At 53.1% G+C, this 15540-nt stretch carries 7 protein-coding genes and 1 pseudogene; 1 reads left to right on the top strand and 7 read right to left on the bottom strand.

Translation table 11 applies throughout. From position 1 onward, the window contains the following. Window positions 1-18: 18 nt before the first annotated feature. The 5 genes and pseudogenes from ADICEAN_RS16080 to dnaE all read right to left on the bottom strand — a co-directional run bounded on the left by ADICEAN_RS16080 (window position 19) and on the right by dnaE (window position 13346). Window positions 19-1047 carry a zinc metalloprotease gene (locus tag ADICEAN_RS16080; protein WP_009196703.1) on the bottom strand — a complete coding sequence of 343 codons (1029 nt, stop codon included), beginning with the start codon at window positions 1045-1047 and terminating at the stop codon, window positions 19-21. A gap of 408 nt (window positions 1048-1455) precedes the next feature. Further along, window positions 1456-6933: an AAA domain-containing protein gene (locus tag ADICEAN_RS16075; RefSeq protein ID WP_009196702.1), complete on the bottom strand. Its 5478-nt coding sequence runs from the start codon at window positions 6931-6933 to the stop codon at window positions 1456-1458. A gap of 35 nt (window positions 6934-6968) precedes the next feature. Then, a complete protein-coding gene (locus ADICEAN_RS16070; RefSeq protein ID WP_009196701.1) occupies window positions 6969-8183 on the bottom strand; it encodes a M48 family metalloprotease in 1215 nt (404 codons plus the stop codon). Window positions 8184-8409: 226 nt separating this feature from the next. Further along, a complete protein-coding gene (locus ADICEAN_RS16065; protein ID WP_009196700.1) occupies window positions 8410-8823 on the bottom strand; it encodes a hypothetical protein in 414 nt (137 codons plus the stop codon). A 283-nt stretch (window positions 8824-9106) separates the two neighbouring features. Continuing rightward, window positions 9107-13346 (bottom strand): annotated as a pseudogene (gene dnaE, locus ADICEAN_RS16060) (DNA polymerase III subunit alpha). Window positions 13347-13709: 363 nt separating this feature from the next. Between dnaE and ADICEAN_RS21470 the strand changes: the two are divergent. Then, window positions 13710-14129, top strand: a complete 420-nt coding sequence (locus tag ADICEAN_RS21470) for a cupin domain-containing protein (RefSeq protein WP_009196697.1) — start codon at window positions 13710-13712, stop codon at window positions 14127-14129. Window positions 14130-14265: 136 nt separating this feature from the next. On the opposite strand, the gene ADICEAN_RS16045 is transcribed toward ADICEAN_RS21470, so the two are convergent. Both ADICEAN_RS16045 and ADICEAN_RS16040 read right to left on the bottom strand, forming a co-directional pair. Then, window positions 14266-14826 (bottom strand): T9SS type A sorting domain-containing protein, encoded by a 561-nt coding sequence (locus tag ADICEAN_RS16045; protein WP_161622722.1) that lies wholly within the window; start codon window positions 14824-14826, stop codon window positions 14266-14268. A 413-nt stretch (window positions 14827-15239) separates the two neighbouring features. Further along, the coding region (locus tag ADICEAN_RS16040; RefSeq protein WP_040397628.1) for a glycosyl hydrolase 53 family protein at window positions 15240-15540 on the bottom strand (301 nt) is incomplete at its 5' end.

Below are 15540 nucleotides of genomic sequence, written 5' to 3'. Positions count from 1 at the left end.
GTACGAATCTTCTGATAATTAAAGTGCAAATCCCTGACGGGCTCCACCTGAGGCAAACAGGGCACGCATCCGGGTTTTCTGGCCGTTGCTAAACATGTACATACAGGCATCGTCTGTATAATCCATGTAGTTCATCGTCATGTCGTTGGTGCGGCAGTGTACCGTGGGGTATTTAGGACAGCCATAGTTGGCACGATCTGCTGTAGGGGTATCACTCACGAAATCGTCCTGGTTGCAGCGACCATCACCCCAGATATGACGAAGGTTAAGCCAGTGGCCAATCTCATGCGTTGTGGTTCTTCCTTTGTTAAAGGGAGCTACCACCCAGCCTGTATCGCCAAAATACTGCGGACCCACCACTACGCCATCGGTAGCTGCATTGCCACCGGGAAACTGCGCATAGCCCAGAATGCCACCACCTATATTACATACCCAGATGTTGAGGTATTTCGACGGCTGAATTACATCATGTCCCCCTTTGGAGGTATACTTCATATCATCGCGCGTGCCCCACTCGGTGCGGCTAGAGTAGGTGCGGGTAACCTGTGCTAAGCTAAAGCTGATTTCGGAATTAGCAACCCTGGATGCAAATTCAGTTGGAACCAAGCCTGCCCCAATTTCGCTGTTCTGCGCACTGAAGTCGGCATTTAAGACATTGATCTGAGACTGGATCTGCGCATCGGAGATGTTCTGCTGTGAGGTACTGTAGATCACATGCACAATCACCGGGATATTTATTATGCTATTGGTAGCAGCAGCCTGACCGCTAATTTTTCCGTTGGTGCTTCTCTGTGCCTCTTCAAAGACGCGAGCCTGCGCTTCAATAGCTTCCAGTTTTTTGGCAAGCAATGGGTTTTCCTGTAATTGTCGTTCCAGTACTGCATGGCTGGCACAATTTTTCAGTGCACCAGCACCCCCATGCAAAGTAGCTCCATCAAGCGCTAGTTTGTTTTCTTCAGAATTAACAACCTCCTGAAGATCATCTGACTGGCAGGACCAGCCAAATACCAGGGCAATACTTAGAGCGGTGAGTAAATGTTTTTTCATGTAAAGTTGATTAAAGTGTTGGATAAATGATCGTACGAACGTGCCAATTTAAAATAATGTTCTGTATGATGTACCTATATAAGAATAAATAATCTTAGAAATTCATTTATGCAACATTATTGCAATATAATTTGCGAGAACTCAAAAGAAGGTTTTACCTCACAATAAATAGCTAAATGACTGATTTTTAAAGAGTAGTCTTTTGCCCCAGGTACAGAAGCAGTTAACCATGTGGAGGATAAATCCTAATTAGGCCGATAGAAAAAAAATGGGATCCATGTAAAAAAAAAGATGCTTTTCCACTGTATGAGTGTAAAAGCATCTAGTTCATCTTCCCTATTGCTCCTTCAAGCAGGGCGTTCCCACCTGGTGCAGATAATACTGTAGGTGGAAGTACAACCTGCCAGGCTACTGCCCAGCTCCCTGCAGCAGATACCCCTTTTTCAGCTTCTCTCTGATCATCTTCTCCTGTTCCAGGCGCGCCAGCACGGCAGAATCAAAGGTTTTAAACTGGATCTGCCCCCTGCTGCCGCTACGGCCAAAGCGCACGATCAGCTTGTTTTCTTCTAAAGCCGTTTCCCAGAACTTATCGCTCCGCTCATCCACATAGACAAGTCTGGTATACACCAGCGTATCGTAGGCTGCACCAAGGGGGTGTCTCTCCCCCTCTACTGCCTGCGGATTAGATGGTATCGGCTCCGGCTCCGGCAGCACCGCTTCAGGCAGGGGTCCGGCTTCAGGTTCCGGCAGAGGTCCTGGGGCTTCCTTCAATCGTTTCAGCAGCTGCTTCATCACGCGCTCCTTCTGCTGCTGCCAGTCTTTGGTAAATACCTGGATGATTCTCCAGCCAAAGGCCTGCAGGATCTCCGGACGCTGGTAATATTGCTCCAGCAGATCTTCGTTGCTATAATGGTGATCGTCGTCTACCAGAATGCCCAGGGTGTAATCGGTGTCGTCCGGCTTTAGTTTAACGGCCAGGCTGCACTTGAACCTGGACTGGCCCACATGCGCACTAACCTCATACCCCAACCCCACCAGCTCTTCCCGGATCTGCTGCAGCACAATGGTCTTTTCCGGCTGGTGCATGCTGGTACTTTTCTCTACCATCAGTCCGTCCAAGATGGCACGGGCGCCCTCGGTATGCCCCTGGCTGATACGCTCGGCGTAGTGAAGAAAGCGCTTGAAATAGTTAGCACCTTCATTATACTCGTTGGTGATGTGCTGGTGCTTGATGCTGCTGACAATTGCCATATGCTTCTTGGCCCGGCTAAAGATCACATTGAGGCGCTTTTCGCCCCCTTTTTTGTTGATGGGGCCAAAGTTCATGATCATTTTACGGCGGCCATCAAATCCATAGCACACACTCATGATGATGATGTCGCGCTCGTCGCCCTGCACATTTTCCAGATTCTTGACAAACAGGCCGATAAACTGGTCTTCTTCCGTGCGGTTGTAGGCTTCTTCCAGTTTCTGCTCAAAGTTCTTATCCGCTGCTGCCAGCCGCTGCAGGGCATCTTCAATGGTATGCTGCTGTTCTTGGCTAAAGGCAACTATGCCAATGCTTTCGGGTACTTCCCGGCTCAGCAGCTCCCGCACCAGATGGGCAATGTAGTCGGCCTCGGCCAGGTTTACCCTTTTTTCATAGACACTGGCCGGGTGGTAGTGGAAGCTGATGCTGCGGTCGAAAAGGGCTGCGGCAAAGCCTGACCCCTCTTCCGAAGAGCTAACCTCAATGGCGGCTTTGGGGGTATGGTGTATGGTCTTGTCCGGGATGGTCAGCAGGCTGGCATTGTAAAAGGCATGATTGCTGTAGCTGATGAGCGTTTCGTAGCGGCTGCGGTAGTGCCAGCCCAGCATAATGCTGTCCAGCTTGCGCGCCCCCTGCACCAGCAGGCTGTCGGCTTCATTGCTCAGCAGTTCATCCAGGCTTTCATCGGCCAGGGCATCCAGATCGTCCGGATCTTCGGCTTTGGCGCTGAAGAAATTGGAAGGCGGCATCTGCTTGTCATCCCCCACAATAATGGTCTGCGGGGCTCTGTAGAGGGCCGGAATACCCTCTTCCAGGGTAATCTGGCTGGCTTCGTCAAAGATGATGGCATCGAAATACTGCACATCCAGCGGCAGCGAATCGCTAACACTCAGCGGACTCATGAGCCAGACCGGTTTCAGATCCCGAAGCACTAGCCCGCTTTCCCGTCCGGCCAGCTCCCGTATGCTTTTGTAGCGCATGCTTTTGCCAAACTCATTCTCCAGGATCTTGCGGCCATCGCTATAGGTTTTCTTGAATTGCTTCTGATCGCCTTTCAGCTGGCTAAGGGCTGTATTGCTCAGCTCCAGGTGCTGCAGGAACTGCCTGCGAATGGCTGCCCGGATATACTGGGCATTGAGCTTCAGCAGCTGCTGGTAGGCCGTGCGGATGCGCTGCACCGCCCGTTCAATCTCCTGAAAATCGGTGCTGTTAAACTTCCGGTTCTGCCGGCAAAAGTCTGCCAGCGTTTTGGCAGCCATGCTTGCCTCGGCCTGCCGGGGGGTGAGCGCATGGGTAGCCAGCGCCTGCTGCAGCGGCTCGGGCATAGCGGCATAACTGCGCAGGGCTGGCAGCAGATCCGGCAGGGCCTCCAGGTTCATGGAAATGTTTTCCAGCGCATCGAGCAGCTGCTGCAGGGGCTTCTGCGCAGCATCAAGCAGGCACTGCTGCAGGTGTTGCTCCAGTTGTTGCAGGGCTGGCCGGTGGTGAGCCAGCTGCTGGATGAAGGCAGCTGCCCCCTGTTGTCTGATCAGGGCCTGAGTGTCCCGACTGGCCAGCATGGGCCGGGCCTTTTCCATCGTACCCAGCAGGGCCTCGATGTCCGCAAGGCCAAACTGCTGCTGCAGCTTCTGTTTTTTGTGGCTCAGGAATTTTTTGCTTTCCCACTCCTCCTTTAGCTGCTCCAGCACGGACAGATAAGGGGGCTGTACCTGGTGTGCAGAAAACGCATATGCCTCCTGCATGCGCTTTTTCAGCAACCGCCAGCTGCCACTGAAAAAGCTCCAGAAAGACCCTTCGTGCTGTTTGGCAATGGCAATGGCGCTGAGCGTATCCTGCTCGCTGAATTTATTTTTCCAGTGCTGGTTGCGCTGCTCCAGTTCGGCATGCTGCTCCAGCTTGGTCCTGTACTCGCTCAGCTGCTGGTAAAAGTCCCGTGCATGCACGGTCTCTTCATCCAGAAAGCGCAGGGCATTGGCAGCGGCCAGTGGCTGTAGCAACAGGGCTATCTCTGCCAGCTGGCGAACCTGCAGCAGGCTCGGTACGCCGCCCGGAAAAAATCGGGTTTCCCGGGTCAGGGGCAGCAGTTCCCGCAGCAGGGCCTGGCTGGAGGCGATAGCAGCTTCCAGTGTATGCAGCGGGCGCTCCTGCAGGAAAACAGCCGGCGGTATGCTACTGAACGGGTGGTCGGCAAAGGTAGCCTCCGCGCCTGTTTCTTCCAGGGCCTCACTCAGCTCCTGTATGCTATCGCCAAAGCTGTGCCAGAGGGCGTAATGTGGCAGGGCCTCTTCTTCTTTCCGGTCAAGGGGTGGTATATCCCCCTGCAGCTCTATAACACGCTCTATGAGCTTGCGAATGGCCATGCCAGCAGCATCGGTAGCCTCATTGTTTGCCTTATGAAACTCCCGGATCAGTCCCAGCTGCTCCTGTACATGCGCCAGCAGGGCGCTGCGCTTTTCTGTTATGGCGGCGCCATCCATACGGTTGGCGATAAAGTCTTCGTAGGTGGCCTTCAGGTTCTGGATAAAGCTTCGCTTATCGCTCTGGCTATCGTGAATGTAGCAGCAAAGCTCCTCCAGCCCCTGCTGCTTCAGGCGGTGGTAGACTACATCAAGGGCAGCCCTTTTTTCACATACAAACAGAACACTCTTGCCCTGCGCCACAAAATCGGCGATCAGGTTGGTGATGGTCTGGCTTTTGCCGGTGCCGGGAGGGCCCTGAATGATGTAGCTCTGCCCGCTCCGGCTCTTCAGCACCGCGCTGCTTTGCGTAGGATCGGCCGTAATCACATGGTAGCAGTCTTCCTGCAGGTTATTTCCCTTTTTCTGCTCCTGCAAGGGCTTGGGTTTGGTGCTGAAAAGCTCTTCGAACACCCCATGCGGCAGCTGGCTGTCTATTACCTGGTTGTAATCGCGCACCAGGCTCATTTTTTTATAGTTGAAGTTGCCCAGCACCACATTGCAGATATCGAAATCCCAGCTGTAGGGGTTCTTCTCGCTTTCGGCCAGCTCGTAGAAGTCGCGGCTCTTGGCAGGCTCCTGCAGGTTGTACTGGGTAATTTTAATGTCTTCGTTGATGAGCACTTCCAGAAAAGTGGGCCGGGGCTCGATGTACTGCCGGAAGATCTCCAGACCAAGGGGTTTGTAGTGCTCCTGCTGGTAGCTGAAGGAGATATTCTTGTAGCTATCCAGCTGCGGACCCCGCGGGCGCAGCCGCTTCTTGTAATTAACCACCGTCTGCCGGGCTTCGGTATGCACCAGCTTGATGCGGGGCTTATCGATCAGGTTCAGCACAATGCCCTGATTGGTCGCATCGATCTGGTTCTTGAGCGACTGGTAGAAATCCAGTACATCCACTTCGCTAAGGTCCACAAAATCGGGCAGCTTAATGCCGTAGAGTTCCCGCAGGTGATTGGCCAGCACGGGATTCACTTCCGCCTCGTTGTTCAGTACCTTCAGCACATAATGGTCTTCCCTGATCCTTTTATTCTTCTTTAGCTCAACCGGAATCAGCAGCAAGGGGCTCTGAATGCGTTCTTGCGGATTTTCTTTCAGGTTGTGCCAGTTCAGGAAGGCCACCACCAGTTTCAGCTGGCTAAAGCCATATTCATTCACATCGCGCTGCGCCTCCAGCCTGATCTTGTTGAGGCTGGAAGGCAGGTAATGATGATCGTCGAAGCGCAGGTATCTGTTCAGCAGTATATCCTTCATGCGGTTTACCTGGCCGGCAATTTCTTTGTTCCAGGTAAAAAGCAGCTCGGGCCGGATGCTTTGGTAATGCAACACCATGGGCACGCTGCTTAGCGTAAGGTTTACAAAGCGCATGTTGGGCTTGTAATGCAGCAGGCGGTTACGGCGGCTGGTATCGAAGAGCCGGTTGCGGAGCTTGTTGAGGATGTATTCGTTGCGGGACCCCAGCTCTTTATGGATCCAGCCGGCTTCCTGGCTCAGATCATGCTGGCGCTCGGGGTCAAAATCGCGGTAGTGCTCCAGCCGCTCGATCACTTCGTAGAGATCCTGCATCCTCTTGCTCCTGTCCAGCTCGGTCATTTCCCGGATCAGGCTGCTGATGGTGGGATGAATGCGCGGATTGAGCGCAGAGGGATTGCCCCTGTGGGCGGCAAAGCGGCACAGATCCTCCTCCTGGTACAGATCGAGGCCAAGGGCCATGCTGCCCAGCACCAGCCCCAGGCAAAAGATATCGGACTGGGCATCGTGGTGCCCCAGCAGGCTTTCGTAGCAGCGGTAGCCCAGCCTGTAGGCCGGATTCTCCAGCGGGTCGCTGTCCTTTAGCAGCAGCTGCAGATTTTCCTGCGTGGCGGTTCCCCCTTCCACTTCGGCGCGCACCCGCAGCACCCCTACCACCTCAATGTTTTTGGCCGATTTTTGGCCAATGAGCTGCTGTAGCGGCACAAGCGCCACCCTGGGTGTATGGGCAAAGTGCTCATCGATATCCAGGCAACCGCCGGTGATAAACAAGTGCTCCTCTCGCTCGAAAGGCCCTACCAGCCCTGCCTCGTGGAAGCTCAGCACTTCCTTAAAGAGCGGCAGTACAAAGGCTATTACATCATCGGTAGCGTAGAGCCCCCCTTCAAAAGCGGTAGCGAGAAATTGACGGAACGTCTGAACCTGTGCTTCCATGTGACTGGATCGATAAGAATGAAAATTGGTGCTGATTAGCCTTCGTAAACCTGTTCGCCCTCGCCTTCTTTTACGCCCTGGAAGGCCGCCAGCGCGCTCATCTTGTGCTGCTGCAGCTTTTTATCGCTGAGCTTAAGCTCTTTTTTCACCAGCACATCAAACACTTCCTTCAGGGCCAGATCTTCCGAGAATTGATAGGCCCAGCCAAAAGGCACTTCTTCCAGGTCCGGATCAAGCAGGGCAAAATCCAGCATCAGGTAGCCAAAATAGTCTTTTACACTGCTATGCGCAGTTTCTATTTTATCCCGGAAGGCTGTGGTGAGTACAGCCTCCTCATTTCGGCTGAAATTGGCGAAGAACTGACCGGCATGGCTGTTGACCAGGCTGCTGCGGAACCAGGCCGGCTTCAGGTAGAGGTCCAGAAACTCTTTGGTCAGCTTTAGCAGCTCCTGTTGTTTAAAAAGATCAAGCTGATCAATTGTGCATACCCCCTCGATCATGCGGATGATCTCCGGCTCGGCGGCTTCTTTTTGCAAGTGCCATAGCTGTATGGCCCTGGCCCTGATGAAATTTTCGGGATGAGAGAAGGCCGTAGCCCGGGTGCTGGCATCGGCCGAAAATATTTCGTCGGCCTGCTGCAGATAGCTTTCTGCACTTACCTGCTGCAGGCCGGTAGCGGTTTTGATTAGGGAGGTAATGACCGGCCCGGTTTCTCCCAGCACAATGTAGGCGCCTCTATCGCAAAAGATCTCGGTATACAGCTTAAAGAGCCTGGCCGTCTCGTAGTAGGCCGGTTCGCTGTTGTAGTTGTTGGCAATGGCCGTGATGATGCGATCCGCCACTTCGATCTGCCCCTCCAGCAGGGTGTAGAGCTTTACGTGGGTAAGTTCATGGGCCAGCACAGCCAGCAACTCCTGCTCCCCAAGCAGTTGCCGGATAGAGCCACTTAATACAATATGGGCTTCCTGGTGCAGGTAAATAATGCTTGCATTGATCTCCTCGCTGTTCTGTGCCTGGTAAATCTGTACGCTCAGCGCCTGCAGGTCCAGCTTTTCTTTTGCTTGTTGCAGCAGGTCAAAGATCAGCGGATCATTTTCGGCATTGAACTTATAGGTATTCTTCAGCAGCTCGGTCTTATACTCTGCCAGCTGCTCCTCTTTTGTTTTAGCAGCCGCAAAAAAGTCCCAGGTCTTGGGTTGGCTTTTAAAGTAATCGAAGACCTTTTGGTGGTAGGCAAGCACTTGGATCATGGGGATGACAGTATGAGTCGGAAATGGAGCTGCAGAGGCAGGTAGATGATGTTCTGCAAGATAGGGCCTTGCCTGTTAAAAAAGCAGAAAGAATACGGTGATATCCTACATTTCAGCCTTCTAAGCAGTAAAGTTCATCAAAGCCAGGCCTGAGATTTCAGAAGGGGGCCTGAACAGAAAAAGGCCGTCACCGGCCTTTTTCTGAAATACTTGTATAAAAATACACTTACTTAGCTGTCAGCCATACAATCGCCTTATCAACATCATCAAAGAATTGCTGATCCAGCGCACCCCCTGCCAGGCCGCTGAAGTTCTTCACCGACATCTGGGTAAAGGCATTGGTGGGAATGATAAAGGCCATGGACCGCAGACCGTGTTGCAGCATTTTGCCTACGGCATAGGTTGCAGCCCAGTCGGTATCCTCCTTTTTAACCACCGCACTATCTTTTGTATTAGAAAGCAGGCGGGTTACTTTATGCTGTTTAAAGACATCAATGGACTTTTCAATACCTTCTCTGAATTGGACAGAGCTGGCAAAGCCTTTCCAGTTTTGGATTAGTAATTGTTCCTGAGCATCATATTCAAGAACCAGATATGTTTTTTCAAACAACCTGACGGTAGCGGCCTGCTTAGAAATCATTGGTTAAATGGGGATAAGAATGAATAGGCAAGTTTCTATTTCAGGAGCTGATGTAAAAACAAGGTATTCTTAAAACCCTGCCTGCGTAATGATTTGCTGCAAATAGGGAGCTATCTATCACCCATTAAACCCCTTTCATCTCAGCAGGCTTAGAGCATGATTGTTGAAACCTGTCAGGCTTCCTGAATGAGTTGTTCGCAGAAAGTTTTTACTGCGGGGCAGTCTCTGGCCAGGGAGCGCTGATCAGCGTTTTCGGCATGTAAGGAAAGACTTTCTTAAGCGATTAGCCCAGGCTATAGCCTACATCGGGCTTGAGGCTATCGAGCTGTTTGAGCAGATCGTTGCTGGGGTCTACCCGGTAGCGGCGGCTGAGCAGCTCCACTTCCAGCGACTGGCCCTCTTCATAGGCCTCCAACAGCACCTTCAGCTCGCAGCTGCCGGGAAACTGGCTGCCCATCTGCTCTAGTAGCTGAATAAATTCCCTGCTGACATGCTGCACCGGCACCTTTAACTTCAGTGTTTTGGCCAGCTTGCTGCGGATGTCGGTGAGCAGCTGAATGGTGGTGATCTTAAATTCCAGCTCATCGTCCTTCCAGGGGCGGGCCTGTACGCTACCCGTCAGGTGCAGGAACCAGCCGGGGGCCAAAAAGGGCTTGAAGCGGGTATAGTCTTCGCCAAAGAGGTAGAAGGTAAAGGTACCGTCATAATCTTCCATGGTAAGGGTGCCAAAGGGCTTGCCCGTTTTGGTCATGCGGTGGCCCACATCGGTCACCGAGCCACCCAGGGTTATGGGGGTACGGGCCCGAAGCGTAGGCAGATCGTTGAGCTCCTGCATGCGGGTGTTGCAGAACTGGGTGAGCTCCAGCTTAAACTGGTCCAGCGGGTGGCCGCTCAGGTAAAAGCCCACCACTTCTTTTTCAATCCGCAGCTTCTCCAGCTCACCAAAAGGCTCAACCTGGGCCGGCTTGGGCATGGGGATGGATACACCGCTGCCGCCGCCAAAGAGAGAGGCCTGAGCCGAGTCTTCTTCCTGCTGGGCGCGCTGCGCCCATTTGATGGCCAGCTCAATCAGGGTGCCCTCGCCGGCCTCATCGGCATGCAGGTACTGGCGGCGGTGGCAGTTCTCAAAGCAGTCGAACCCGCCGGCCATGGCCAGGCATTCAAAGGTTTTCTTATTGACGGCCCGCAGGTTTACCCGCTTGGCAAAGTCAAAGATGTCCTTGTACTTTCCTTTTTTGTTACGCTCCGAGATAATGGCCTCTACGGCCGCCTCGCCCGCCCCCTTAATGGCGCCCAGCCCGAAGCGGATCTCGCCGGCGGCATTCACCATAAAGTTTACGTCCGATTCGTTCACATCCGGCCCAAGTACCTTAATACCCTGGTTGCGGCACTCTTCCATAAAGAAGGTTACCTTCTCAATGTTGCTCTGGTTGTGCGTCAGTACCGAGGCCATGTACTCGGCCGGATAGTGGGCCTTCAGGTAGGCCGTATGGTAGGCCACCACCGAGTAGCAGGTAGAGTGTGATTTGTTGAATGCGTAGGCGGCAAAGGCTTCCCAGTCTTTCCAGACCTTCTCCAGCGCCTTGGGGTCGTGCCCCCGCTCCTTACCCCCTTCTACAAACTTGGGCTTCAGCTTTTCCAGCAGGGCAAAGATCTTCTTACCCATGGCTTTCCGCAGCACGTCGGCATCGCCCTTGGAGAAACCGGCCAGCGACTGGCTCAGGAGCATAACCTGTTCCTGATACACGGTAATGCCGTAGGTTTCGCCCAGGTACTCATCCATGGCGGGAATATCGTAGGTGATGGGCTCCCGGCCGTGCTTACGGGCAATAAAGTTGGGGATGTATTCCAGCGGGCCCGGGCGGTAGAGGGCGTTCATGGCAATGAGGTCCTCAAACTTATCGGGCTTGAGGTTGCGCAGGTGCTTCTGCATGCCGGGCGACTCAAACTGGAAGGTGCCGTTGGTTTCGCCGCGCTGGTAAAGCTCGTAGGTCTTCTGGTCATCCAGCGGAATGGTATCGGGATCGATGCTTACCCCATGCCGCTTTTTAATGTATTCAATGGCGGTTTTGATGATGGAGAGGGTCTTCAGGCCCAGAAAGTCCATCTTGAGCATGCCGGCGCTTTCTACCACCGAGTTATCGAACTGGGTACTCACCAGGGCCGCATCCTTGGAGGTGGCTACGGGAATGTACTTGGTGATATCGTCCGGGGTAATGATGATGCCGCAGGCATGGATGCCCGTATTGCGCAGCGAGCCTTCCAGAATCTCGGCCTGCCGCAGCACTTCGGACTTCAGGCCACGGCCATCGCGGATGGCCTTTAGGTCGGGCACTTCCTTAAAGGCTTTGGCCAGGGTGGTGCCGGGCTTTTCGGGCACCATTTTGGCCAGCTCATTGGCTTCGGAAAGGGGCAGCTCCATTACCCGGGCACAGTCGCGGATGGCCGATTTGGCCGCCATGGTACCGTAGGTAATGATCTGCGACACCTGGTTCTGGCCGTATTTCTTCACCACATAGTCAATTACCGCACCCCGGCCTTCGTCGTCGAAGTCAATGTCAATATCGGGGAGCGACACCCGGTCGGGGTTCAGGAATCGCTCGAACAGCAGGTCGTAGGCAATGGGGTCTACGTTGGTGATACCAATGCAGTAGGCCACCGCCGAACCCGCCGCCGAGCCCCGGCCCGGCCCTACCGACACGCCCATTTCCCGGGCTTTGTTGGTAAAGTCCTGCACAATGAGAAAGTAACCGGGATAACCGGTCTTGGCAATAGTTTCCAGCTCAAAGTCCAGGCGCTCCTGAATTTCGGGGGTGATGGCCGGGTAGCGTTTTCTGGCCCCTTCGTAGGTGAGGTGGCGCAGGTAGGCATTTTCGCCCCGTTTGCCGCCATCCTCCTCATCTTTGGGATCTACAAACTGCTCCGGTATATCAAATTTGGGCAGCAGTACATCGCGCTGCAGCTTGTAGGCTTCTACTTTATCAACGATCTCCTGGGTACACTCAATGGCTTCGGGCAAGTCGGCAAAGAGGGCCTTCATCTCGTCTTCCGACTTCAGGTAAAACTCCTGGTTTGGGAAGCCAAAGCGGGTGCCCCGGCCCCGGCCGATGGGGGTCGATTGTACCTCACCATCCCGCACGCACAGCAGTACATCGTGGGCGGCGGCATCTTTTTTATCGAGGTAGTAGACGTTGTTGGCAGCGAAGTACTTTACCCCATATTTCTTACAGAAGCCCAGCAGCACCCCATTTACCTTGTTCTCCTCATCGAGGCCGTGGCGCAGCAGCTCCACGTAAAAATCCTCGCCGAAGCACTCATGCCACCACTTAAAGGCTTCTTCGGCCGGGCCTTCGCCGATGTTCAGGATCAGGTTGGGGATTTCGCCATCCAGGCCGCCGGTGGTGGCAATTACCCCCTCCCGGTACTGGCAGATCAGGTCTTTGTCGATACGCGGGTACTGCCCATAGCTGCCCTCCATATAGGCCAGCGAAGAGAGCTTGGCCAGGTTGTGGTACCCAGTTTTATTCCTGGCGATCAGCACCTGACTGAAGCGCTTGTCAGGATTGTCTTTGGTAAAGCGCAGCGTAGTGCGCTCTTCGGCCACATAAAACTCGCAGCCTACAATGGGTTTAAGCTCCGCCTCCAGCGCCGCTTTTACGAAGATGAAGGCACCGAACATATTGCCATGATCCGTCATGGCAATGGCCTTCATGCCCAGCTCCTTGGTCCGCTTCACCAAGTTTTTGATGTTGGGTGTGGCCTGCAGAATGGAGTACTGGGTATGTACGTGAAGGTGCGTAAAGGGGCTGTCGATCTTTTTGGCAGCAGCCTTATCGATGATTAGTCCGCCCCCCTCCCTTTGGTTCTTCCTTGCGCTTGGCAAAGTTGGCCGCATCCAACTCGGGCGCCTGGTAAACGATCTCGGCAAAGGGGGTATCATCAAAGGGTTTAACTACCCCTACGCTTATCAGGCCAAAAAAGCAGCGGGTGGTGGCATGTACGTCGTAGGCGGCGTCGTGGGCATCGCCAAATCCTTCCCCAAAAAGCTTGGTGTGCAGCTCGGTAAGCGTAGGCCATTTGAACTTACCCCCCCTGCCGCCGGGTATGGCACAGTAGTCGGTCGATACTTCCTTGGTGTCCAGGATGGTGGTCTGGAGCAGCCGGCTTTCTACATCGCCGCGGATAAACTCCGCCCCCATCACATTGATATCGAACTCCACGTTGTGGCCCACCAGCACAGAGGCTTTGGCCACATCGGCGGCAAAGATCCCGAGCACCTCCTTGAGCGGCTTTCCTTCTTTCAGCGCCATTTCGGTGCTGATGCCGTGGATCTTTTCGGAGTTGTAGGGGATGGTAAAGCCGTCTGGCCGGACAATATGATTACCCGCATTCAGCAACTCCCCCTTGGGCCCATGCAACTGCCAGGCCAGCTGCACCAGGCGCGGCCAGTTGTCCAGGTCGGTGATGGGGGCGTTGTAATTCTTGGGTAAACCGGTGGTTTCGGTATCGAATATTAAATACATGGCAAGGGACAAAGAGCAGGTGAAAGGGGCCGGGTCTTACGGGACACTATCTCAGGCCATACGCCTCCCTACAGAAGAGGAAGGGTAACAAAGATAAGGAAAAGCAGCGAAGCAAGTGGACTCGAAGGGGAAGATTTGCATCAACGCTTTTCCCATGGCAGCAGCCTTTCCACCTGGCCTGTTTTATCAGCAATTACCCAGCAGGAGATGGTCACCTAACGAAAACTGTTCCTCTAAAACGGCCCGCCGCAAAAGTATGCTTCAGCCCTCAGGGGTATTGGTATCTTTCTGATGCGTGCTTAGTTTCCTATATTGAAGGAAACATTCAATTTACCTGAATACACCCTTTTTTCATCAACGCTTATGATTGTAGTAGATCTGAATACACACCCACTGGAAGCCGACCAGGCGCCTCAAAACCCCAGCCAGAAAGGCAGGACCTGCTTTCCCTTGAGCTGGATGCAGGGCGCAAGAGACTGTGCAACGGTTTATTTTGAGCTGGACCCCGGCTACGAAATCGGCAGCCATACTGACAGTGCCGAAGAGATCTTGCTGGTTATGGAAGGCACGGTAGAAGCTACCGTAGGGGATGAAAGCAGACGTGCGGAAAAGGGGCAGCTGGTGCTTGTACCCAAAATGGTGCCTCATAATGTAAAAAATATAGGCAACAGCACGGCTCGCATTCTAGGATTTTTTGGTGGCAGCAATGCCGTGGTCTCCTCCTTTGAGTGGGGATGGGGTGTGGATGAAATACGCGTTATTGATACGGCTACTTTTGGTTAATCGCTGGCTGGAGCAGCCTTTTTCCGCATTCAGGCATTGTTTGATGATGCTTTCGTCAGATGGGCTTTTCCCAAACAAAAAAGGGGGTGAGATACTGCGTATCCACCCCCTGTTAACCCCTTTTGGGTAATTTAGCTTAGATCCGGATGCTTTTGGTGCTGGAATAGCTGCCGCTGATCAGGCTCACCTTGTAGGTGCCGTGTTGCAGGCCGGCAAGGTTGAACTTATTGGCGTAGGCATTGGCCTTGATGTTGCTTTCCTCATGCACAATATTGCCCTGACGGTCTACGATCCGGATGGTCACCTGCTGGTCCAGCTTATTACTGAAACGAACCAGCAGCTTTTTATCTGCATCCTGGAAGGTAATGGAATTGTGGAAATAAGATCCTCCATCCTGGATTGTCAGACCGGCATCGTCCTTTACCACTACTTTGCGGCTTACCCCCTGTCCCTGCTCCAGGTCTACCAGATAGGTACCCTTGGCCAGGTTTTCAAAGTTGATCAGCTTTACGTAACGCTCTGCCGTAGACTTGTCCTTATACAGGGTGTAGCCTTCTGCGCTTTTGACCCGGATGGTCATCGGTTCGGCAGAGGGCGCCCCTGCTACCTGTATCCGCGCAATTGCTGCTCCCGGTTTGTACAGTTCTACCTGAAGACTGGTTTGGGCCTGGGCCGTATATCCTTGAAGCAGCAGCATCAGCGTGAGCATGCTTATTACTTTTCCAATATTCATTTTCACTTGATTCATCATTTTCTATAGTTGCTTTGAGCTGCAAATGTAGAAGAATAAAGGATACAAGTATTACCGATTTTGTAAAATTAACCAGTGATCATCATCACAATTTGTTAATACACGCATAATGATTGCCAATATTTTAAATTTTTCATCACTGCAACGGATTGAAACATACCACATTTTAAATCGCAAGCGTTTGCATAAATTGAAAAATTCAAATAAATGCAATTTATTAAATATTGCATTTTTTCTTACATGCTGACCGGGATCAGTAAAAAACCAGGGAAGAAATAGCATGTGGTCTATGGCCAGGCCGTTGTGCTTCCAGAGGCCCCTGCCTTTGCTGTCCATAGACCCCCTCAATGCTGGTGAGCCTATTGATTAAACACTTCCAGTGCCGGCACTGCCTTATTCTCAAAATCCCACAGCGCCTGATTTTCCCAGCTGGAGCCATTTTGTGCCTGATTGCCCTTAAAGGAGATCCACTCGCCGCCCCAATAGCAAAAGCCAATTACCTCCGGGGCCTCAGAGACCATCTCTTTGAGCCGGGCCAGGTAGGCCTTTTGTCCCTCCGGAGTTGCCGGATATTCGGGCAGCAACTGCTCCTGGCCGCCTACTACATTGTTGGTCCAGTCGTTCCAGCCCAGGGTAAAGGGGTAGGAGGTTTCGCCAGCA

This window comes from Cesiribacter andamanensis AMV16 (assembly GCF_000348925.1).
Lineage (GTDB): Bacteria > Bacteroidota > Bacteroidia > Cytophagales > Cyclobacteriaceae > Cesiribacter > Cesiribacter andamanensis.
This window is presented reverse-complemented; position numbering and strand designations above follow the sequence as displayed.

Excerpts from the sequence above, each read along its gene's own strand:
- ADICEAN_RS16080 (WP_009196703.1), bottom strand. The coding sequence starts at position 1,047 with ATGAAAAAACATTTACTCACCGCTCTAAGTATTGCCCTGGTATTTGGC.
- ADICEAN_RS16075 (WP_009196702.1), bottom strand. The coding sequence starts at position 6,933 with ATGGAAGCACAGGTTCAGACGTTCCGTCAATTTCTCGCTACCGCTTTT.
- ADICEAN_RS16070 (WP_009196701.1), bottom strand. The coding sequence starts at position 8,183 with ATGATCCAAGTGCTTGCCTACCACCAAAAGGTCTTCGATTACTTTAAA.
- ADICEAN_RS16065 (WP_009196700.1), bottom strand. The coding sequence starts at position 8,823 with ATGATTTCTAAGCAGGCCGCTACCGTCAGGTTGTTTGAAAAAACATAT.
- ADICEAN_RS21470 (WP_009196697.1), top strand. The coding sequence starts at position 13,710 with ATGATTGTAGTAGATCTGAATACACACCCACTGGAAGCCGACCAGGCG.
- ADICEAN_RS16045 (WP_161622722.1), bottom strand. The coding sequence starts at position 14,826 with ATGCTGCTGCTTCAAGGATATACGGCCCAGGCCCAAACCAGTCTTCAG.